A 20,018-nucleotide genomic window follows, 5' to 3' on the forward strand; every position below is an offset into this window, starting at 1 on the left:
CTCCTTCCCGTTACATCGTCTGCGAAGCGGTGTTATGCGTTTGCAGCAAATTTTGCAAATAAGACAAGCTCGTCAGGAACTGCCTCTGTTCATAGGCGATAATGTCTTCTTCCGGTGCACTCTTCTCAAAAGGGGTTCGCCAATCTCCGGTCGGTCTGGCATTGGCCTGTGCGAAACGCAACAGGTTGGCAAGCTGTGCTGCTGAACGCTGCGGGTAATCCTGCCAGTAATCCTCACAGAGTACTCTCGTGTGGCGCGCTTCAAGCGCTCCGAGCTCCATTGACATATTGACCTTCGGGCAATATTCAGTAAACACCTGAAGCAGCGCAGCGAAATCCACGACGCCTTGGCCTAATGGAGAACGTACGAGACGATAGCCGTCATCGCTCATGTAGATCCAATAGTCCTTCATGTGCACATGCTTAAGATGCGGTCCTATCCTCCTGGCAAAATCTATTGGTTCCTCGGCCGTTGCCAACGGATTGCCGGTATCCAGCGTAATACCGAAGTTAGGCGAACCGATCTCCTGACAGAGCCATAACAGCTCCTCGGAAGCCAGATCTTGATGATTCTCCACCGCCAGTACGACGCCTGCCTGCTCCGCCACCCTTGCCGCCTCTCCCAATCCAGATAACACTTCCTGCAAAAATGACGGCCACCGCCCGGCCATTCTGCGCCGATCACCGCCAAAATCCGCACCGCCCACGACCGTACGGACGGTTGGCGCGCCTAGTCTCGCAGCCGCTTCTATAGCTTCCTTAAGCGGTTTCGGATCGTAGCCACCTGAGGCTACTACGAGATACTGCCCTCTAGCTTTAGCTTGACGAGTTAAGGCAGCTGCATCTTCGCCCTCAAGCAGCGATAACGGAAGCTCAATGCCTTGGAGACCATACCCGGTCGCCTGCTCAAGCAATTGAGATGCCGTAATACGCGGACGTGTCGAACGAGGGTGGATGCCCATCATAAACGTAGTGCCATATACAGCAAGTCCGAGTTTCATCCGAATTCACCTTTCCCTTCTATCTCGCCGTCCAACCGCCATCAACAACCATGGAAGCCCCTGTCATAAAGCTGGACGCCTCCGATGCCATGTAAATAATAGCCCCGATGATTTCCTCAGGCCTGCCCCAACGTCCCAAAGCAATATTTTCGATAAAAAAGCGATTCGCTTCCGGATTATTCATCACCACCGTGTTCAGCTCCGTCGCAATCGGCCCAGGGCAAAGCGCGTTCACCGTAATGTTATAAAGCGCCCATTCCAAGGCCAGCACCTTCGTTAGCTGAATAAGGCCGCCTTTACTGGAACAATAGGCGCCTCTTTCCGGTAGTGCGATGCTCCCTAGCATAGAGGACAGGTTGATGACCCTGCCGTAACGCTGGCTTTTCATCGTTTTGGCGACTGCGCGGGCGCATAGATACGGCGCTTTTAAGTTCGTGTTCTGAACGAGATCCCAGCTCGCTTCATCAAAATCTTCGATCGGCTTCCGCACATTAATCCCTGCATTGTTGATCAAAATATCAATCCGTCCGAACGCCTGGACGGAGTCCGCAACCATCGCTTCAACCTGCTCGGCTACTGTAACATCCACCGCTAAGCCAAGCGCCCGTCTGCCGGTTGACTCGGCAATCGCGCGTGCTGCCGCTTCCGCCTTCTCCTTCTCGCGACTTGTCACGATCACATCAGCCCCAGCTTCTGCCAAGGCCTGAGCCATGACATAGCCAAGCCCCCGCGTCCCGCCTGTAATTAAAGCAACACGGCCATCTAGTTTGAAGAGTTCCAAACTCATTGGACAGATTCCCCTTTCTCATCCAGTGTCATAAGTATCTTCGCGATCTTCCCCGGATTCTTGATGAGCATCTCAAAACAAGCACTTCCGCTTTCAAGCGGAGCCAGCTTTGTCCACGGCGACAAGCTGACACGCCCCTCGCTAATCCACTGAAGCGCCGTCTCGAAATCGTCCGAATGGTACGCGAAAGCTCCCGTCATCTGGATCTCGCTGCGGATTATCTGATTAATCGGCAGGCGGCTTGTTTCTTCGTGCAGACCTGTGAAAATGACTCGCCCACCCGGGCGCACCGACTCCACGCAAGTTTGACGGGTCAGTTCCATACCGACGGCATCAATGGCCGCATCGAAGGTATGCCCCTCCACAAGGCTGCTTACGCGAGTTACGGTTACAGCTCCAAGTTCCTTGGCAATTTCGAGTCGCTGCTCATTGATATCAACGACTACGACCTGCTGCAAGCCGTACACCTTGGCTGCCTGTAGAGCCAGAAGACCGATTGGCCCTGCCCCCATAATCAAGAGGCGGTCGGTTGGCAGCGGTCTGAGCAGCTTGCAAATATGCACGGCACAGGCGAACGGCTCCGCGAAAGCGCCTTCATCAAAAGAAACGTGATCGTCCAGCCGGTACACGTTCTTCTCTGCAATCGCGACATACTCCGCGAATGCCCCAGGGCGGTGCGCGCCAATTAGTTGGCGCTCCGGGCATAGCTGGGCTGCCCCTATCGTGCAGGCGCGGCAGCGGCCGCAGGACACGAGCGGGTTAGCCGTCACGCGATCCCCTGGGCGGAATCTAGCCTCTCCATCCCCGCCACTTCCAACTTGTTCCACGACGCCGGAGAACTCGTGCCCCATGATGAGCGGCGGCTTGCGCAGCGAATTGTGCCCCAAAAAGCCGCTCAATTCGGAGCCGCAAATGCCCACCCGCTCCACACGAATCAGCACCTCATTTGGTCCAGGGATCGGCTTCGCCACTTCCCTTATATTCATCGTGCTAGGCCCTTCATACACCAAAGCTTTCATGCGCTATCCTCCTTTGGGCAACATGCCTCGCTTATCAATGCTTCTCGCGCTTTTCCCAGCCCTGCTTGAATAGGGGGAGCCAGTGACCGGGATCATACGGATGCTTCGCAATCTCCTCCAGATTAAGGTCAATGCCCAAACCCGGCTCTTCAGGCGGGAGCAGATAACCGCGGTCCACTTTCAGCGGAGGTGTGAGCAGCTGCTCTTCCCACGGCTCATTAAATTCGTCGAAAATTTCATGGATGAAGAAATTCGGCGTCGCCATATTCAAATGAGCGCAAACTACCGAGCAGATCGGCCCTTGAGCGCTATGCGGAGCTGTAACACCGCCATGCGCATGAACCATCCCGCATATTTGCTTGGAAGCGGAGATGCCGAGGTATTGCGGCTCCAGTTGCACGATATGGACCGCATCATGCTGCAGCAGTTCGGCGAACTGTTCGCGATTGTAATAGTCCTCGCCGCAGGCAATCGGCACGGGACTGCGCTTCGCTACCTCGACCATGGAGGAGATCCGCTGTGGAGGCACCGGCGCCTCGAACCACGTAGGCTCATAAGGCAGCATGGCTTCTGCGAATTGAAGAGCTGTATGTACACTGAAGCGGTTATGGCCTTCAATCAGAAGGTCAACATCTGGACCTACCGCTTCACGAACCGCCGCGATAATGTCAAGCCCCATGCGAAAATCCTTCCTATCCACGGTACGCCATGCGTTACCAAAAGGATCAAATTTAAGCGCCGTATAGCCCCTTGCGACAACGTCCTTTGCCTTCTCATGAAAGCTTTGCGGATCACGCGGCCCTCGGTACCACCCGTTCGCGTAGCAGCGCAGCTTTTCGTGACATTTGCCACCCAATAGCTTATACAGCGGGAGTTCAGCCTCTTTGCCGATAATATCCCAGCAAGCGGTTTCAATTGCTGCCAGCGCCGAGCCCTGAATTTGACCGCCATCCGAATACACGTCGCGTGTCATCTTGAGTGCGATGGTTTCTACATCATGAACGTCCATCCCGATATACAAATGCTTCAGCTCATGAATCGCTGCTTCCACCGTTTTGGCGAACCCATTGAGGGTTCCCTCACCGATGCCATAAATGCCTTCCTTCGTATGCAGTTTGACGAAAAGCCAATTTTTCCATGAGTTCCCGACGATGAATGTCTCCACATTGGTAATGATCATTCCGCAACCTGTCCTTTCACTTTCCATAATAGAAAAATGAGCACCATTACAAGCTTTCATATGCATTGTAACAAATCCATTTGCCCTGATATTTGCCTAAAGGAGAAAACATGTTGGACTTTTCCGATAAACGACAAAGAAGAGGGCAGCTGGATGCGCTAGCCCTCTTGCGTTATGATTGTTCAATCAATTAATGGTGTTGAAAAAAATCTTATTATTTTTTTATCATCAAATCGGGCATATCCAGTGCCAAGGAAACGTTGCACAGCATCCCCCGTGCCAAAAAGTTCGTCGTCCGCTCCTCAGCCTCTTGGAGTCCTGCCTCCTCAAAAGCCTGCATCACGAACTGCTTCACCTCATTCATCCCCCGCTTCATGACAGCGCGGATGGGTGCTTCCTGGATCGTCTGCGCCTGCATCTGCAGCAAAATCTCATTTCTGTGCGATTCCGTAATCTCTTCGTAAGCGCGGATGAAGCCAAGTTCTAGCAGCTCTGGCGATGTCGTTTCCTTTACGCGTTGGAAAGCTTGAAGGATGCGTTGCCATGAGAGCTCCAGTGCAGCTTCCAGGAGCGACTCCTTGGTGAAGAATCGATACACATAAGGCTGTGAAATGGAAGCACGTTCTGCCACTTGCGCAGTTGTCGCACGATAATAACCGAATTCGGCAAATACTTCGACAGCGGAATGAATAATATCATTACGTCGATCGGTAGACGTTACACCCTTCACCATTTGCCGCGACCTCCTCATCTGTTAAAAAGTCCGATTAGTGATTGGTCAATCACTAATCGGACCTAGTATATCCCACATCGTTGGAGATTGCAACTCTAACTTGCCGCTTTTACACCATGCCGCCGTTAATTCGGATGGTTTGGCCTGTGATCCAACGCGACTCTTCGCTGGCCAAGAAAAGCACCGCGCCTGCGATATCTTCCGGTTCTCCCAAACGGCCAAAGGCGTTTAAATTCGCGATCCCTTGAATCTGCTCCTCTGACTTACCGACGGTGAACAGTTCGGTATTTACCGGCCCTGGTGCTACCGCGTTAATCGTGATGCCCGCCGGTCCCAATTCTTTGGTGAGCTGGCGTGTAATCTGCTCAACGGCCCCCTTTGTGCCTGCATAGGCACTATAGGTAGGAAACATCATCCCGGCAACGGAGGTTGAGAAATTAATAATGCGGCCGCCTTTATTCATATGCTTAAGCGCCTGCTGGATCGCAAAATAAGTGCCTTTTACATTGATGGCATACTGCTTGTCGAAGTCTTCTTCCGTCATCACAGCCAGCGGCTTTGTGATCATAATGCCTGCGTTATTGACAAGAATATCGATTTGTCCGTACGCGGCTAATGTTGTTTGAAAAAGCTGCTCAATATCGGATACTCGGCTAATATCCGCCTGGACAGGCAAAGCTTCTCCGCCGTTTTGCTTAATGCTCGCCACCACTTCTTCTGCCTTAGCAGGATTGCTGGCGAAATTAATGACCACCTTCGCGCCATGCTTGGCGAGAAGCTCCGCTATTTCTCTCCCGATCCCCCTGGATGCTCCTGTTACGATGGCTACTTTCCCGGATAAGTTAGACATGCGATGATTCCTCCTCGTTACATTCATTGTTTGGCTTATGAGTCTATTATATGTATAACGATAACAAATTACAACTGACAAAATTATATATTTGTCATTACGCACTTGCGTCGGCTCGCCCTCGCCCCTTTATGCAAAAAAAAGACCCAGCGGAAAATCGAAATCACCGCCAGGTCTTTCTATCACTTGCGAATCCCCGAAAGGATTAATTCCCACACTAAATCAAACTCTTGCTCAATCGTGGAAGTGGACCACTCATAAGCATGAGCGGGATGATGGAATCTCGTTGTCGCGAAAAAAATCGCCCTTGCCATAGCCTCAGGTTCGCCAGAACGAAACTCCTTCACGTTCACTCCATCTGCGATGATACCCGTCATTTGACCGATTAGGTGTTGGACATGCTCCGCAATCATTTCAACGGCATCCAAAGTCACCGCCGAGTACATGCCGAACATTTCCGGATCCTCAATCACATGCTTCCGTTTACTTTGGATCAGCGCCTGAAGCCATGTCCGCAGCCGATCTGCCGCACTGCCATCCAATTGATTCGCAAGCTCCTGTAGAGGCTCCCCAATCCTGTGCAGCCAACGTTCAGTCACGGCTTCGCGTAAAGCAGCTTTGCTGGGGAAGTGTCGATACAAGGTCCCGTGACTGACTTGCAGTGCTTTGGCAACATCGACGACAGATGTTTTCTCTGGGCCATAACGCCGCAGAACCTGTTCCGCGGCTTCCAGAATTGCTTCCTTTGTTAAGGGTTGATCATTCGCCATATCGGTCTTCTCCCTAAGTATGATTCTCATCATAGCACAAGGAATAAACAAACTTAAAGTATCAACTATGGTTTTCTGTCATTTGATTCAATGAATCCGTCAATCAAGCATAGATAGCGTTGTATCTACGATGCCTTGCAGTTTCTCTGCATCTTCCGTTGTTTTGACCAGAACCCGTAGCCCAAGCAACGTATTATTTAAAAACTGCGCAAGCTTTCGAGCATCCTGCCCAGCGTCTATTTCTCCCGATTTGATGCCGAGTTCAACAAGCTCTTGCAAGCGTGCCTCCGTCTTGGAAAAGCTCTCATTGACCTTAGCCGCAGCTTCCTCATCATGAATGGCGAGCTCCACAGCGGTGTTGACCATTAAACACCCGCGGGGTTTATCTTCTTTTTTACCAATCACTCGTTCAAAAATTTCTCTGATCGCCTTTTTCGGTGATGTCTGCCCATCAGCATGGTAGATCCGAGTACCGACCACTTCTTCGTAACGGTCAATCACTTTCATAAAGAGATCATGCTTGTCTCCGAAGGTATCATAGATGCTTCTTCGATGGACGCCCATTTCCGTAACCAGGTCCTGCATGGATGTTTTTTCATATCCTTTTTCCCAGAAAACGCCCATCGCTTTGCCTAGTACGGTATTCACTTCGAACTCTCTGTTCCTAGCCATACGCTACCCCCTTCATACAGAGATTAGTATAGCATTTGGGTCCGTTTGACACCTACATCAGGTCTTTCAGTCGATCCGCTGTGTACGGAATTAGCTCATTGTCGCGACCTTCGCGAATCTTTGCCGCCCAGGCCGGGTCTGCCAACATGGCGCGGCCAATGGCAGCCAGATCAAATTCCTTACGATCAAGCCGCTCCACCAACTCGTCGATCATTTCATGCTCATCCTTCTGGTCAAACGGCTCGGATTCAAGCCCCACCGAACCGACGGTGATGGTCGGCTTGCCGGTCAGTTTCTTGGTCCAGCCTGCAAGATTCAGTTCTGAGCCAGGAAACTCCGGCTCCCAGAAGTGCCGGCTCGAGCAGTCGAATATGTCCACACCCGCTTCCACGAGCGGTGCCAGAAACTGCGCCAACTCCTCCGGCGATTTTGCCAGCTTGGCGCCATATGAGCCTACTTTCCACTGCGAGATCCGGAGAATGATGGGAAAATCAGGTCCGACCGCCTGTCGGCAGGCTTCGATAATCTCTACCGCAAAACGCGTCCGCTTAACGAGGTTGCCGCCATAGCGATCCTTTCGTTGATTCGTTTTTTCCCAGAAAAACTGATCAATTAAATAACCGTGACCGCCGTGCAGCTCAATGCCATCAAAACCAATCCGCTTGGCGTTCGCAGCTCCATCCGCAAATGCCTTAATGACGTCGGCAATCTCTGATTCCGTCATAGGCTCGCCTGCTTTTTCCCCCATTAAGTCAATGCCTGAAGGGGAGATGGAAGCAGCCTCCAGATTCGGCTCTGAGCGAGTCCTCCTGGTAATTCCCACATGCCAAAGCTGGGAAATAATTTTCCCGCCTGCCGCATGCACTTCCTTCACAACATGAGCCCAGCCATTTAGTGCATCTTCCCCATGCATGTGCGGGATGTTCGGGTCGCCTGTCGCAGCAGGATGGTCGATGACCGCTCCCTCTGTCATAATTAGACCGACTCCGTTCTCTGCGCGTCTACGGTAATAAGCAGCCACAGCGGCCCCCGGTACGCCATTTGGAGAAAAGCTTCTTGTCATAGGTGCCATAACAATACGATTAGCTAAGGTAAGTTGGTTCAGTGTGAAAGGTTGAAATAACGGTTGAATGGATTGCTTTTGGCCAATACTCATGGGATCCCTCCATCTGTCGTGTTTCATCACGATCGTCACTGTTACCTTTTCCTTCGTTTGGCTTAATTATTTGTTAAGCTGCTGCTACAGCCACCGCTTTTCTGCTGCGGATTCTCAGTGCTACAATCGCTGCAATCAGACAGACGAAACCGGCGGCAACAAACGGCACCGTGTAACTGCCGAGAAGTTCACGCAAGAAGCCTGCGCCATATGCTGCAGTAGAAGCACCCGCTTGGTGGGCGACCAGAATCCAACCAAAAACCATGCCTGCTTTCTCTTTGCCAAAGGCATCAGAGGTCAATTTCACTGTCGGTGGAACCGTTGCGATCCAGTCCAGCCCATAAAATACCGCGAATACCGTAAGCTGCGTATAACCAGTACCAAGTGCATAAGGTAGAAAGATTAATGATAGACCGCGCAGGCCATAATACCAGAACAGCAGCCATCTGCTATCGAAACGGTCAGATAACCAACCGGAAAACGTAGTACCGACAAGATCAAAGATTCCCATCAACGCGAGTAGGCTTGCAGCGGTAACAATCGGAATATTGCTGTCTCCGCAGGCTGCGATTAAATGTGTACCAATCAGTCCATTGGTTGAGAATCCGCAAAAGAAGAAGGTCCCGGCCAGCATCCAGAATGTCAGATTCTTCATCACTGAGAATAGTGTGCGGATCGGAGTAAGCAGCAAATTCCCTTGGAAAGGTGCTGGCTTCACAACTTCCGTAGTACCAAGTGGAGCTAAACCTTTATCATAAGGATGATTTCTCATCCAGATCCCAACGATCGGCAGCAGGATAAGAAGGGCCGCCATAATGACATAGACGGCATTGCGCCAGCCACTTTCACTCGTAATTTTCGCTAGCAGAGGAAGGAAAAGAAGTTGACCAGTTGCGGCACTCGCTGTAAGCATGCCGATTACCAACCCTTTGTGCTTCACAAACCAGCGATTCGCGACGGTTATTCCCAAGACATTAGCCAAAGCCCCCGTGCTAATACCGCCGAGTACCCCCCACAGCAAAATGAGCTGCCATACTGCAGTAATGAATGGTGTGAGTCCTAAAGAGATCAGCATCAGTATAATGGCGAAGACCATGGTGCGGCGAACTCCGAATTTAGCCAGCATAGCGGCCGAGAACGGACCAATTAGCCCATATAATAAAATACGAATGGAAATAACGCCTGATATGGATGCTCGCGTCCAGCCAAATTCTTTTTCAAGCGACTGAATTAATACGCTCGGAAAAGAGCTGATTCCTGCCGAGACGAGCAGCGATAGAAACACAATACCTATAACAACCCAACCATAATAAAACTTGGAGAGTTTATTTTCCTTCAACATCTCTTCTCACCCTTTCTGGTTATTGAGAATGTTCATTCTCAAAAATATAATCTGTATGTTACACTACAGGTTTCAATGTTGTCAATGAAAAAAACATCCCGACGAATGACTACTTCATCAGGATGTTTTATGGTCAACCAGCAGCCTTAGCGGTTAGTTCCGCACTGTCATACTTAGCTTCGTCCATTTGTAATAATCCGTCATTCGGCAGTAATCTTCTAACTAGACCTACAAATCCTCGTATTGTAAATAACGTGAAGTTGAGGGATGCGAAAGTATGCAAAACTGTCCATGAATTCCACTTGAATAACTTCGTTTTCTTTTCTAAAGCCCACTGCAACAGGGACATAGGGACACTGAAGAACAGGCTTCTGAGCATCAGCTCAGCCGGTTTACTGTTATAAGTCGTTCTTACCCAAATTACGCTTAATAGCGGGTAGAATAAAAAGTCGTAAAGAATATTTGCATCAAAAATTTTGGGAAACGGACGTGCCGGATAAGCAATGCTCTTCTTTTTAATAAAGTAGGAATCTAACGTAACCGCGAGCACACCTTTTGCAAAGAACACGATTAAGAACATAAGCAAGTTTTTACGTCTCAAAACAAAGGGCACAGCTGCCACACAAGACAGAAACAGCATCCTTAATAATAATTTCTCCAACGTGATAACCTCCTAATAGAATAAATCTCTTAACCGTAGTGTGCTATCAAATGCGTACAAATATGAGTTGAGACAGAAATAGTTTTCACCATTAATGTTTAATGGGATGTAATTGTTGAATAATACCGTTTAAATTTGACGGAGTAAACCAGTACATAAATAACGAGTAAAGCGGCAACCGAATTTAGAATAACCAATGAAAAGTTTAAGCTAAAAAATTGAGTCAACACTCCGACGCCAATTGGAGGAATGATGAATCCCGCATAGGCGCACAAATAAAAGGCCGAAATGACGCGTGGGCGTTCTTCTGGCTTCGGCAGTTGGCCGGCAAACCTTAGCGCAGCTTGAAACGACCATCCAGCTCCAATTCCTTGAATGAGCATACCAGTCGCAAGTAAAAATAAGTTTTCTTTCTGACCGGAAAAAACAGTAATCCAGGGTCCGACGGCTAGGAACACGATACCAATACGCATCCGCGTAACCGGATTTTGCAACCAAGGAAAGAATTGCATCAAGCCGCCCACACCAAGAAGCATGAGCATTAACAATCCCGCTATAGAAAGATTAGACGTGTGAATGACGCTTTTAACGAAAGAAGGAATAAGAGAAAGTACAATCCCACCTAGCATGAAAAAAATAAATGCAGGAAGGCCGATTATTGAAAAAAAGTGCGTACGAATATTGTTGGGAATACCCAGTGAAATCTTCGTTTTTGCCTGCTTTTGGGAATCTTCAGTCTTCGGCAACAGTTCCAGGAGTACCAAAGAAATCACCAATAGGACGAGCAAAAACCAAAATGGCATCCGCAGCGGCTGAATGTGTATATATTGGACGACCAAACCTGAAATAGCTGGACCCAAGCCAAAGCCAAGATTAACAATGACCCCCGAGAATTTGATTGCCTTACTAATTTTATTGGAAGAGGTTTGTTTCAATAGAAAAGCAGTGGCCGTACCTGTAAAAGTCCCGTATGCGATACCTTCGAGAATCCTTGCCGTATAGAGCATCCAGACGTTCTGGCTTACTATAAAGAGCAGCGTTGCTACAATGGATATCCATATACTTATGCGAAGTACTCTTTTCAATCCCCACGAGTTCGCTTTGGCTCCCACAATAAGTAAAGTAGGCAGCAAAATAACAGCATATACAGCAAACAAAATGGTGATTTCCAGACTGCTCAAATGATAATACTTCCCATATACAGGGAACAAGGATGATATAAAGGTAGCTCCGCACGACATCATAAGAATGATCCAGAGCATTTTTTTCATATCTAGTGTTTCTCCTCTCCATAACTAGTAATAGTTAAATATCCACCCTTATCCACCCATAGCTTCAAAATACTTGATGTATGATAGAGACAGGTCTGTATCATATTCAATTACAAATAATACAGACAGATCTGTACCATGTCAATGGGTATTATGTACAGTCGTCTGATTTAGCTCTCAAGATGTTTAAAAAAAGCCTTAGCCTACTAACGGCCAAGGCTATTCCAAACGATCGAATCGGAAAATGCCGATTCACGGTTAGTGTCCCATCATCATCGCGGGGTCGGGATTTTCTCCGCCAGCGGTTTCTTCTTCTTTGAGTTTTTTCGGTTTTCGTAAAATAAGCGTTAGTAGCACACCCGCGGTCGCAATGCACGCAGACAAGAAGAACGTGTCCCCGTAACCCTGCACCACCGCATTCAACGGATTCGCTCCCGCTCCTGCACTTGCCGCGTACGATGTGATCTGCGATGTCAGGTAACCCGTTAAGCCGGCTACCGCGAACGAGACCACGACCTGCTGAGCGGCAGTTGTCAGCGGTGTAACACGGCTTACTAGGCTTCGAGGCGCAGAGTTCAGGACATGGGTATTCAGAGGCATCATGGAGAAGCCCATACCCAGACCCATGATACAGATGCACAGGATGATAACCCACAGCGAAGTATTCACTGAGATTCCTGACAAAATGAACAGAGCAACAGATACGGCGGCAAGACCGCCGAAGGCTAGGGGACGCGCACCGATTTTATCGAACAACCGGCCGCTGATCGGCATTCCGATTCCTGCGAATATGGCCTGAGGCATCAGAATCCAACCCGTCTCAAGAGCCGTGTAATGCATGACGCCTTGTAAATACAGGGGGACAATCAACATTGCGCCGAACAACGCCAGCTGTACGATCCATGTCAAAATGATACTCCGTGTAAAGTCCGACGACCTGAATACTTTCAACTCCAGCAGCGGCTCCTTCTGTGACAGTTCCACGAAGATAAAGATAATGAGCGCTATACCTCCGACCGCCAAGCCCGTAATGGTAGAAGCGGAGGTCCAGCTAGTGCCTCCTTCGCTTACGCCGTATGCTAACATGGAGAAGGCAATCGGAGCGAGGCACATGCCAAGGACATCCAGATGTGGCGCCGAATGTCGGACGGATTTCGGCAAATATTTATAGCCGAGAATAAAAGCGATAATGCCGATTGGCAGATTGATGATAAATATCCAATGCCAACTGACCGAATCGACCAACCAACCGGATAGCACTGGACCGAAAGCCGGCGCCATCAGCATGGGAATGCCAAGCACGCCCATGATGGATCCGCGGCGCTCTGGAGGCGCCAGCTTGAACACCATGGCCATCCCGATTGGGGACACCATGCCTCCCCCCAAGCCTTGAATGACACGGTATATGATCAATTGTTCCGGCGTTTGCGCAATGCCGCACAGCACAGATCCGATCGTGAACAAGGCAATAGTAACCATAAAAATTTGCTTGGAACCGAATTTATCGGTCATCCAGCCTGCAAGAGGGATAACGGCAGATAAGGCCAACGTATAGCCGGTGACGGTCCATTGGATCGTCTTCAGATCGGTGTTAAAGTATTCAACGAGTTTTGGAATCGCATTATTGACCACTGTGCTGTCTAGAATAACCATGATCATACCGACAATAATCGCCATGAGCGGCGGCAGAATGGCTTTCAGCGAGAAGTCGTCGTTCCCTCCGGCCGACGTTGGTTTTGCTTGCGTAGGAGCTGACATAGGTCCCTGCTTTCTGCTCATCGAGCTCTAGATAATGGATAATAATGACTGAGCAACTATTCATTCTGTATTGTTCGATAGACTCGGAGAAAGAGGCGCTGTTGGACTCTATTTTAATTTGTCAATTAAGCTATCGATTATACCTGAAAACAAAAAGAAACCATCACCTTTTGATAGGTAATGGTTTCTTATTTGATATAACCGTAGAAGGTCTACTCCACTGTCACACTCTTCGCCAAATTCCGCGGCTTATCAACATCATTCCCACGCGCCAAGGACGCATAGTAGGAAAGCAATTGCAGCGGAATAACCGACAATGCCGGAGAAAGAACATCCAGCGTTTTCGGAATCACAAACGTGCTGTCTACTGACTTCAGCAGCTCATGCTCGCCTTCAACAGCGATCCCAAGCACGTTCGCGCCGCGCGCTTTTACTTCTTTAATATTGCTAACTGTTTTCTCCAACAGTTCAAGCTGAGTACCCAGCGCAATGACAGGAACGCCATCCTCAATCAGCGCTAGCGTACCATGTTTCAATTCACCCGCCGCATAAGCTTCAGAGTGAATGTAAGAGATTTCTTTCAGCTTCAAAGAGCCTTCTAACGCTACCGCATAATCCAAACCTCTACCGATGAAGAAGAGGTTATCATGTTTAGCCATTTCTTCTGCTACTGCTTTCAGATCTTCCGCTTGAGCAAGAATTTCTTCAACTTGTTCAGGCAACTGTTTCAAAGCTGTAATCATCTCAACGATTTCCGACTCCGTTTGTGTACCAATGGTTTGTGCCAAATGGATTCCAAGCAGATAGAAAGCAATCAACTGGGATGTGTAAGCTTTTGTCGATGCTACAGCAATCTCTGGTCCCGCCCAAGTTGTGATAATATCATCCGCTTCACGCGCAACCGAACTGCCGACTACGTTCGTAATCGCCATTACGTGCGCACCACAACGTTTCGCTTCACGAAGCGCAGCTAGCGTATCCGCTGTTTCACCGGATTGGCTAACAACGATCACAAGCGTATCCTTCGTGATAATTGGGGAACGATAACGATACTCGGACGCAACATCCGTTTCAACCGGAATGCGCGCCATTTTCTCAATCACATATTTCCCAACCATACCTGCATGATACGCAGTTCCGCAGGCCACAATATGAACTCTGCTGATGTTGCGGATTGCTTCCGCTGTGATCGACAGCTCATTTAACGTTACTGTACGGCCATCCGTTGCAATACGGCTTCCCATTGTGTCGCGATATGCTTTAGGCTGATCGTAGATTTCTTTCAACATAAAGTGATCGAATCCGGCTTTTTCCGCCGTAACAATATCCCAATCGACATGAAACATTTCCCTGGAAATAAAATTCCCTTCCAAAGTCATTAATTCGACACCATCTCGCGTCAACAGCGCCATTTCGCCATCATTTAGAATAAACACATTACGCGTATATTCGAGGATAGCCGGGATATCGGAGCCAATGAAGTTCTCGCCTTCACCGATACCGATAATCAAAGGACTTGCTTGACGTACCGCAACTAGACGATCCGGTTCATACTCTGTTAAGACACCCAATGCAAATGCGCCTGTCATTTGTTTTACGGCTTTTTGAACCGCTTTAAGGATATCTCCTTCGTATAGATCAGCAATGAGGTGTGAGATCACTTCTGTGTCTGTTTCGGAGACGAACTGGTGGCCTTTCGCGGTTAGCTCTTCTTTAAGAGAAATGTAATTTTCGATGATCCCGTTATGCACAACGGAAAACTTCAACGAATTATCCGTATGAGGATGCGAGTTCACATCAGACGGCTTACCATGCGTCGCCCATCGGGTATGTCCGATCCCAACGCTTCCGTTCAGAGGGGTTTCCTCAAGCTTGGATTCAAGGTTCGCAATGCGGCCTTTTGCCTTCTTAATTTCCAGACCATTAGCTGTATACACGGCTACACCTGCAGAGTCATAGCCCCGATATTCAAGCTTTTTCAGCCCTTCCAGCAAAATTTCCTGAGAATTACGCTTTCCAATATAACCAACGATTCCGCACATAGTGTAGTACCTCCATAGTTTTATGAGCCTATTCAACAAGGCTATTTTTCAAAGATCCAAATCCATATATTTAACGATTACCGATAAGTTCGCATGAAAAAGAAACGGACGTTGGATACTTGTCAGCCCGGTCGCCCAAGCGTTTTTGCTCTCCAACTTAACGGCATTCCTAATGCCGGAAGGTCCCCGCCGAATGTTTCGAACACCTTCACCTCGTCAACTCACCTGCGTAGTAGTAGCTTATACTACATTCCCGTTCCGCCTGCGAGTTCTGGCGCTATTTGTAAATGATTAACCTCTACCCTGCCTTTCCTTCTTGAGTAAATACATCATATTCATTTTTCAGTCATCGTGCAACTTATTTTTTCTATCAAAATCCCCCTATTCGCCCAGAAAAGCACACATTAATGCTAAAAAGCGCGAAAGGGGAACTTCAATAAACGTCAACTCAGCGAACCGTTATACCAATTGCTCTTGGATAACCTTCGCAATATCATGCACATAAGCCTCAACTTGCTCTTTATCCGGTCCTTCCGCCATAACGCGGATTAAAGACTCCGTTCCCGAAGGACGCACGAGAACCCGCCCGTTATCGCCAAGCTCAGCTTCCACCTTGCGAATAGCTTCTTCAACAACCGTATTATTCTTCAGCTTGCTCTTGTCTGCTACACGAACATTAACGAGCAGCTGCGGGAATTTACGCATAATTCCTTTTAGCTCACTCAATTTATGCCCAGAAGCAACGATCGTGTTCACCAACTGTAAGGCAGTTAAAATGCCATCTCCCGTCGAGATGTAATCAAGGAAAATAACATGCCCGGACTGCTCTCCGCCTAGGTTATAGCCGCCTTTACGCATCTCTTCCATCACGTAGCGGTCGCCTACTGCTGTTTGCAGGGCTTTAAGACCCGCTTTTTCAATCCCTTTGAAAAAGCCGATATTCGCCATCACCGTCGTCACAATCGTGCCGTGGTTGAGCTTGCCTGCGCGGTTCAGCGCATCTCCCAAAATGCTTAAGATGAAGTCGCCGTCGACTTCCTCGCCCTTCTCATCAATCGCGATCAAGCGATCCGCGTCCCCGTCAAAAGCAAGACCAATGGCTGCGCCATGTTTCACCACTTCTTCGCGAAGCTTCTCAGGATGCGTGGAGCCGCAATGTTCGTTGATATTGCGTCCGTTCGGCTCAGCGCCGATGGTGATAACTTCCGCTCCCAACTCGCGGAAGATCGCAGGAGCCAGCTCGAAGGCTGAGCCGTTCGCGCAGTCAAGAACAACCTTGTATCCGGTGAAAGACTCGGATACCGTTTCTTTCAAGAACGCCAGATAGGCTAGCTTCGCATCCGGGTCGTCTGAAACCGTACCGATCTCGCCGCCAACCGGGCGAGGCAACTCGTCTACAGCTGCGTCAAGCAGCTGTTCAATCTCAAGCTCTGTCTCGTCCAGAAGTTTGAAGCCGTCGCCCCCGAAAAACTTGATCCCATTATCCTCAACCGGATTATGGGAAGCCGAGATCATAACGCCTGCATCCGCTCCGAGCTTTTTCGTTAAATAAGCCACCGCTGGTGTGCTTACAACACCAATGCGAATAACCTCCACACCAATAGATAGCAACCCTGCTACGAGGGATGCTTCCAGCATAGGACCCGAAATGCGTGTATCTCTCCCGATCACGACTTTCGGATGCTTAGCCTGTCTTGTTAATACATACCCGCCGCAGCGGCCAACCTTATACGCTAATTCTGGTGTCAACTCGCCATTGGCGACGCCGCGCACACCATCTGTACCAAAATATTTCCCCATGTCTCTATTCTCCTCTTGTTCATCCCATTATGGATTTGCTGCTTTTGGTGATGCACTTGGTGATGCACTAGGTGCTCCATTTGCTGTTGTATTTGCTGCCGCTTTCTCGCTGATTTCTACAGTTGCTTTCACATCTTGCGGTGATCCAAGCTTGACATACGTTGGAAGGTTCAGAGTAACCTTCAGTTCGTGCTTCCCTGGCGGTAAATTACTTACATCCAGAATAGCTTGAACGTCCTGCACCTTTAATTGATCGATGATGGTAGGAGCTCCTTCAACCGTTATGTTCAGCTGCGCCGATTCCGGCGTCGTCACCTTCGTTGCATAGTTTTCATTTGCACCGATGATCGTAATCGGGACATTCTCCAAAGCTCTGGTAATAGAAGGAACAATTTCTACTTTCACAGTCACTTTGGCGGGATCCAGTTGTGTTACTTTATTCCTTAAAGGAATGTCCAGTGAATATTCTTTTGTTTCCTTCTGATCTTGAATATTCAGCTGCGGACCCTGATAAAATTCCATCCGATCCACAACATCCTGAGTACCATAGACCGTAACTTTGTCTGGACTTTGCGTCACCATCGAAATAGCAAACCCCTTCGGCGGCTCTCCGCTTATCTTCAATTGCAGAGGTATTGTCTGGAACGGACTTGTTATCGGCACCTCAACATCCACGACAGGCGGATTCATATTCACAGTGACTTCTTTGCCTTCCTTATCAAAAGCTTGCAGCTTCACTTGCTTTGTTACGGCAGACTGCGCCTTATCCACGGAAACCTCGCCGCGTACATTCTCGATCTGCTCAAGTTTGCTTGTTTGCGCAGTAATGTACACCTTGTTAGGTTTCACAATCGGTTGGCCGGCTTTCAGCCCTGCTGAAGGCGTACCCTTAACGTTAATAACGACAGGCACTTCTTTCATTTGCAGCTCTTCAATGATCACGTGGACCGTTTTAGGAATGATTTGCACTTCAACATCGGTTGGAAACCCTACCGGCTTCAGCGCAAGCTGATGATCTCCTTTGCCTACTTGGGTTAAATCAAGCTCAATTTGATACGTATTGCTAGCTGTTACTTTCTTAACGGCAGACTCTTTGCCGCTCAGGATGATCTGCACATTCGCTGGCGACATCGACGAGATATGATAATGAGTTTCATCATATTTCGTTGTGATGGCTACATTATTAATCGTTTCATCCCGTTGCCTCAGAGGTGAACTTCCCGATATATTCGTCTCCTCCATATGCACGACAACCCATAGCAAAATACTAATTACAAGCGCAACGATGCGCACCACATTCGTATTACGCAACCATTTATCCATTCGAACGCCCCCTCCATTTCAAGAAAGGGTTCTTCTCATTTGTTTTTGCCTTCGGCTTAAGCTCTTCGAACAGTTTCGCGATCAGGGATTCCTCTTTAATATCCCGGACAATGTGACCGTTCATCGTCAAAGAGATCTGGCCGGTCTCCTCGGATACAATGATACACATCGCATCTGAGACTTCACTCATCCCAATAGCGGCTCGATGCCGCGTGCCAAGTTCTTTGGAGATGAATGGATTTTCAGACAACGGCAAGTAGCAGCCCGCGGCCATTAATTGCCCTTGACGAATAATAACCGCTCCATCATGCAACGGCGTATTCGGAATAAAAATATTGATCAACAGCTCAGCGCTGATTTTACTCTCTATGGCAATACCGGACTCCACGTAATCCGTCAAACCGGTTTCTTTCTCGAACACGATCAAGGCCCCTATCTTTCTTTTGGCCAAATAATTCGCAGCCCGTATGACTTCACTGATCCGTTTGTTGACGTCCTGATCCTCTTCGCTTGAGGAGCGGCTAAACAGCTTTCCGCGGCCTAATTGTTCCAAGGCTCGTCTAAGCTCGGGCTGAAAAATAATAATAACGCCCAATACCCCGAACGTAAAGGTTTGATTCATCATCCACTGGAGCGTACTGAGTTTAAACCAAATACTAAATACCCATGTAATGACGACAACAAGAATACCTTTCATGAGCTGAATGGCTCTTGTCCCACGAACTAACAGGATTAATTTATAAATCACATAGCTAACGATCAGAATATCAACGATATCCTTAGCCGAGATGCTCGTGAGTAAGTCCATTTATTATTCTCCCCCAGGCGACTGAACACAGTGATCTCTCTATACCTAGAATCATAACATAATCCTAAGTATACTTCTATTTTTCTCTCTTTATCTGAGTGTTTCCCAGTTGATTTGGTTCAATGTACCTAAAAAAAAACGTCCCCTTCGGCTCAAAGCCAACGGCAGACGTTTCAAGCTAATTCGAGAGCATCCCTACGAATTCGCCTAATTTATACCAAACCCAACCAATTGCTTCATTCACCTGTGTAACTTGACCCGAAATATGCGCGGTAGACGCCAAATTCAGTGTGCCATCGATAACGGTTAAATTACCCGTTACATCGCCTTCCACCTTCAGCGTTCCCCGTTGTACAACGAGATCTCCTTGCACGGTATGACCCTGCGGTACAATGACGGTATCCCCTTGGATGACTACATCCTGCAGGTTGCTTCCTTTGACCATCAAGTTCGTATCGTCATTCCACATGGACATGAAGCTGCCGAACATGACAGCCCCGAAAACGACAGCCACCGAACCAGCAGGATGCCTGCGAATGAAGTCCATCCAGCCGCTTCTTTGCTTCATTGGAGGCAATCCGCTCATAATCTGCTCTGTCAGCGTATCAGAAGCTCTTAGTGGTGGCAGCATTCTAACTAGCGCATCTGTTTTCTCTAATTGTTTGAATAACGCATGACAGGCCTGACAAGCAATCAGATGTTCTTTTAACAGCCGAGAATCCGATCCTTGCAAATCACCGTCTAGATATTCATGTATGAGCGGGAGGGCTTCTTTGCAGTTCACCGGGCAGCCACCCCTTTCTTAGACTTTTGCATGTTGTGATATACCATACGTTTCGAATTTAA

The 20,018-nt window shown here is 48.5% G+C and carries 18 protein-coding genes; all 18 read right to left on the reverse strand.

Annotated elements, in window-relative coordinates; genetic code table 11:
• Nucleotides 1–10 precede the first annotated feature (10 nt).
• The 18 genes from ACKTT9_RS36230 to ACKTT9_RS36315 all read right to left on the reverse strand — a co-directional run bounded on the left by ACKTT9_RS36230 (nucleotide 11) and on the right by ACKTT9_RS36315 (nucleotide 19,956).
• Nucleotides 11–1,000: a sugar phosphate isomerase/epimerase family protein gene (locus ACKTT9_RS36230; protein ID WP_407869811.1), complete on the reverse strand. Its 990-nt coding sequence runs from the start codon at nucleotides 998–1,000 to the stop codon at nucleotides 11–13.
• Nucleotides 1,001–1,019: 19 nt separating this feature from the next.
• Nucleotides 1,020–1,787, reverse strand: a complete 768-nt coding sequence (locus tag ACKTT9_RS36235; RefSeq protein ID WP_407869812.1) for an SDR family NAD(P)-dependent oxidoreductase — start codon at nucleotides 1,785–1,787, stop codon at nucleotides 1,020–1,022.
• A complete protein-coding gene (locus tag ACKTT9_RS36240; protein ID WP_407869813.1) occupies nucleotides 1,784–2,806 on the reverse strand; it encodes a zinc-binding dehydrogenase in 1,023 nt (340 codons plus the stop codon). The genes ACKTT9_RS36235 and ACKTT9_RS36240 overlap by 4 nt, the downstream gene beginning before the upstream one ends.
• Nucleotides 2,807–2,840: 34 nt before the next feature.
• Nucleotides 2,841–3,986, reverse strand: a complete 1,146-nt coding sequence (locus ACKTT9_RS36245) for a mandelate racemase/muconate lactonizing enzyme family protein (RefSeq protein WP_407869814.1) — start codon at nucleotides 3,984–3,986, stop codon at nucleotides 2,841–2,843.
• 214 nt (nucleotides 3,987–4,200) lie between these two features.
• Nucleotides 4,201–4,719, reverse strand: coding sequence for a TetR/AcrR family transcriptional regulator (locus ACKTT9_RS36250; protein ID WP_407869815.1), 519 nt, complete (start codon nucleotides 4,717–4,719; stop codon nucleotides 4,201–4,203).
• A 109-nt stretch (nucleotides 4,720–4,828) separates the two neighbouring features.
• On the reverse strand, nucleotides 4,829–5,569 hold the full coding sequence (locus ACKTT9_RS36255) for an SDR family oxidoreductase (RefSeq protein WP_407869816.1): 741 nt from the start codon (nucleotides 5,567–5,569) through the stop codon (nucleotides 4,829–4,831).
• Nucleotides 5,570–5,751: 182 nt separating this feature from the next.
• Nucleotides 5,752–6,339 carry a TetR family transcriptional regulator gene (locus ACKTT9_RS36260; RefSeq protein ID WP_407869817.1) on the reverse strand — a complete coding sequence of 196 codons (588 nt, stop codon included), beginning with the start codon at nucleotides 6,337–6,339 and terminating at the stop codon, nucleotides 5,752–5,754.
• A 99-nt stretch (nucleotides 6,340–6,438) separates the two neighbouring features.
• Nucleotides 6,439–7,011: a TetR/AcrR family transcriptional regulator gene (locus ACKTT9_RS36265; RefSeq protein ID WP_127456678.1), complete on the reverse strand. Its 573-nt coding sequence runs from the start codon at nucleotides 7,009–7,011 to the stop codon at nucleotides 6,439–6,441.
• Between the two features lie 52 nt (nucleotides 7,012–7,063).
• Nucleotides 7,064–8,167: an NADH:flavin oxidoreductase gene (locus ACKTT9_RS36270; RefSeq protein WP_407869818.1), complete on the reverse strand. Its 1,104-nt coding sequence runs from the start codon at nucleotides 8,165–8,167 to the stop codon at nucleotides 7,064–7,066.
• A 73-nt stretch (nucleotides 8,168–8,240) separates the two neighbouring features.
• Nucleotides 8,241–9,509, reverse strand: a complete 1,269-nt coding sequence (locus ACKTT9_RS36275; RefSeq protein WP_407869819.1) for an MFS transporter — start codon at nucleotides 9,507–9,509, stop codon at nucleotides 8,241–8,243.
• Nucleotides 9,510–9,642: 133 nt separating this feature from the next.
• Nucleotides 9,643–10,170, reverse strand: a complete 528-nt coding sequence (locus tag ACKTT9_RS36280) for a CBO0543 family protein (protein WP_407869820.1) — start codon at nucleotides 10,168–10,170, stop codon at nucleotides 9,643–9,645.
• A gap of 98 nt (nucleotides 10,171–10,268) precedes the next feature.
• Nucleotides 10,269–11,441 carry an MFS transporter gene (locus ACKTT9_RS36285; protein ID WP_407869821.1) on the reverse strand — a complete coding sequence of 391 codons (1,173 nt, stop codon included), beginning with the start codon at nucleotides 11,439–11,441 and terminating at the stop codon, nucleotides 10,269–10,271.
• Nucleotides 11,442–11,699: 258 nt separating this feature from the next.
• A complete protein-coding gene (locus ACKTT9_RS36290; protein WP_407869822.1) occupies nucleotides 11,700–13,199 on the reverse strand; it encodes an MDR family MFS transporter in 1,500 nt (499 codons plus the stop codon).
• 212 nt (nucleotides 13,200–13,411) lie between these two features.
• A complete protein-coding gene (gene glmS / locus ACKTT9_RS36295) occupies nucleotides 13,412–15,241 on the reverse strand; it encodes a glutamine--fructose-6-phosphate transaminase (isomerizing) (RefSeq protein ID WP_407869823.1) in 1,830 nt (609 codons plus the stop codon).
• Nucleotides 15,242–15,700: 459 nt separating this feature from the next.
• Nucleotides 15,701–17,041 carry a phosphoglucosamine mutase gene (glmM, locus tag ACKTT9_RS36300; protein ID WP_407869824.1) on the reverse strand — a complete coding sequence of 447 codons (1,341 nt, stop codon included), beginning with the start codon at nucleotides 17,039–17,041 and terminating at the stop codon, nucleotides 15,701–15,703.
• Nucleotides 17,042–17,068: 27 nt separating this feature from the next.
• Nucleotides 17,069–18,364: a YbbR-like domain-containing protein gene (locus ACKTT9_RS36305; protein ID WP_407869825.1), complete on the reverse strand. Its 1,296-nt coding sequence runs from the start codon at nucleotides 18,362–18,364 to the stop codon at nucleotides 17,069–17,071.
• Nucleotides 18,357–19,172, reverse strand: coding sequence for a diadenylate cyclase CdaA (gene cdaA / locus ACKTT9_RS36310; RefSeq protein ID WP_127456697.1), 816 nt, complete (start codon nucleotides 19,170–19,172; stop codon nucleotides 18,357–18,359). Before cdaA ends, ACKTT9_RS36305 begins: the two co-directional genes overlap by 8 nt.
• A gap of 178 nt (nucleotides 19,173–19,350) precedes the next feature.
• Nucleotides 19,351–19,956, reverse strand: a complete 606-nt coding sequence (locus ACKTT9_RS36315) for a zf-HC2 domain-containing protein (RefSeq protein WP_407869826.1) — start codon at nucleotides 19,954–19,956, stop codon at nucleotides 19,351–19,353.
• Between the last annotated feature and the right edge of the window lie 62 nt (nucleotides 19,957–20,018).

Origin of the sequence: Paenibacillus sp. P36, assembly GCF_045866505.1 — a bacterium.
Lineage (GTDB): Bacteria > Bacillota > Bacilli > Paenibacillales > NBRC-103111 > Paenibacillus_E > Paenibacillus_E chondroitinus.

Bases quoted from the DNA above. Each gene is read 5' to 3' on its own strand.
- ACKTT9_RS36230 (WP_407869811.1), bottom strand. From the start codon at position 1,000: ATGAAACTCGGACTTGCTGTATATGGCACTACGTTTATGATGGGCATC.
- ACKTT9_RS36235 (WP_407869812.1), bottom strand. From the start codon at position 1,787: ATGAGTTTGGAACTCTTCAAACTAGATGGCCGTGTTGCTTTAATTACA.
- ACKTT9_RS36240 (WP_407869813.1), bottom strand. From the start codon at position 2,806: ATGAAAGCTTTGGTGTATGAAGGGCCTAGCACGATGAATATAAGGGAA.
- ACKTT9_RS36245 (WP_407869814.1), bottom strand. From the start codon at position 3,986: ATGATCATTACCAATGTGGAGACATTCATCGTCGGGAACTCATGGAAA.
- ACKTT9_RS36250 (WP_407869815.1), bottom strand. From the start codon at position 4,719: ATGGTGAAGGGTGTAACGTCTACCGATCGACGTAATGATATTATTCAT.
- ACKTT9_RS36255 (WP_407869816.1), bottom strand. From the start codon at position 5,569: ATGTCTAACTTATCCGGGAAAGTAGCCATCGTAACAGGAGCATCCAGG.
- ACKTT9_RS36260 (WP_407869817.1), bottom strand. From the start codon at position 6,339: ATGGCGAATGATCAACCCTTAACAAAGGAAGCAATTCTGGAAGCCGCG.
- ACKTT9_RS36265 (WP_127456678.1), bottom strand. From the start codon at position 7,011: ATGGCTAGGAACAGAGAGTTCGAAGTGAATACCGTACTAGGCAAAGCG.
- ACKTT9_RS36270 (WP_407869818.1), bottom strand. From the start codon at position 8,167: ATGAGTATTGGCCAAAAGCAATCCATTCAACCGTTATTTCAACCTTTC.
- ACKTT9_RS36275 (WP_407869819.1), bottom strand. From the start codon at position 9,509: ATGTTGAAGGAAAATAAACTCTCCAAGTTTTATTATGGTTGGGTTGTT.
- ACKTT9_RS36285 (WP_407869821.1), bottom strand. From the start codon at position 11,441: ATGAAAAAAATGCTCTGGATCATTCTTATGATGTCGTGCGGAGCTACC.
- ACKTT9_RS36290 (WP_407869822.1), bottom strand. From the start codon at position 13,199: ATGTCAGCTCCTACGCAAGCAAAACCAACGTCGGCCGGAGGGAACGAC.
- glmS (WP_407869823.1), bottom strand. From the start codon at position 15,241: ATGTGCGGAATCGTTGGTTATATTGGAAAGCGTAATTCTCAGGAAATT.
- glmM (WP_407869824.1), bottom strand. From the start codon at position 17,041: ATGGGGAAATATTTTGGTACAGATGGTGTGCGCGGCGTCGCCAATGGC.
- ACKTT9_RS36305 (WP_407869825.1), bottom strand. From the start codon at position 18,364: ATGGATAAATGGTTGCGTAATACGAATGTGGTGCGCATCGTTGCGCTT.
- cdaA (WP_127456697.1), bottom strand. From the start codon at position 19,172: ATGGACTTACTCACGAGCATCTCGGCTAAGGATATCGTTGATATTCTG.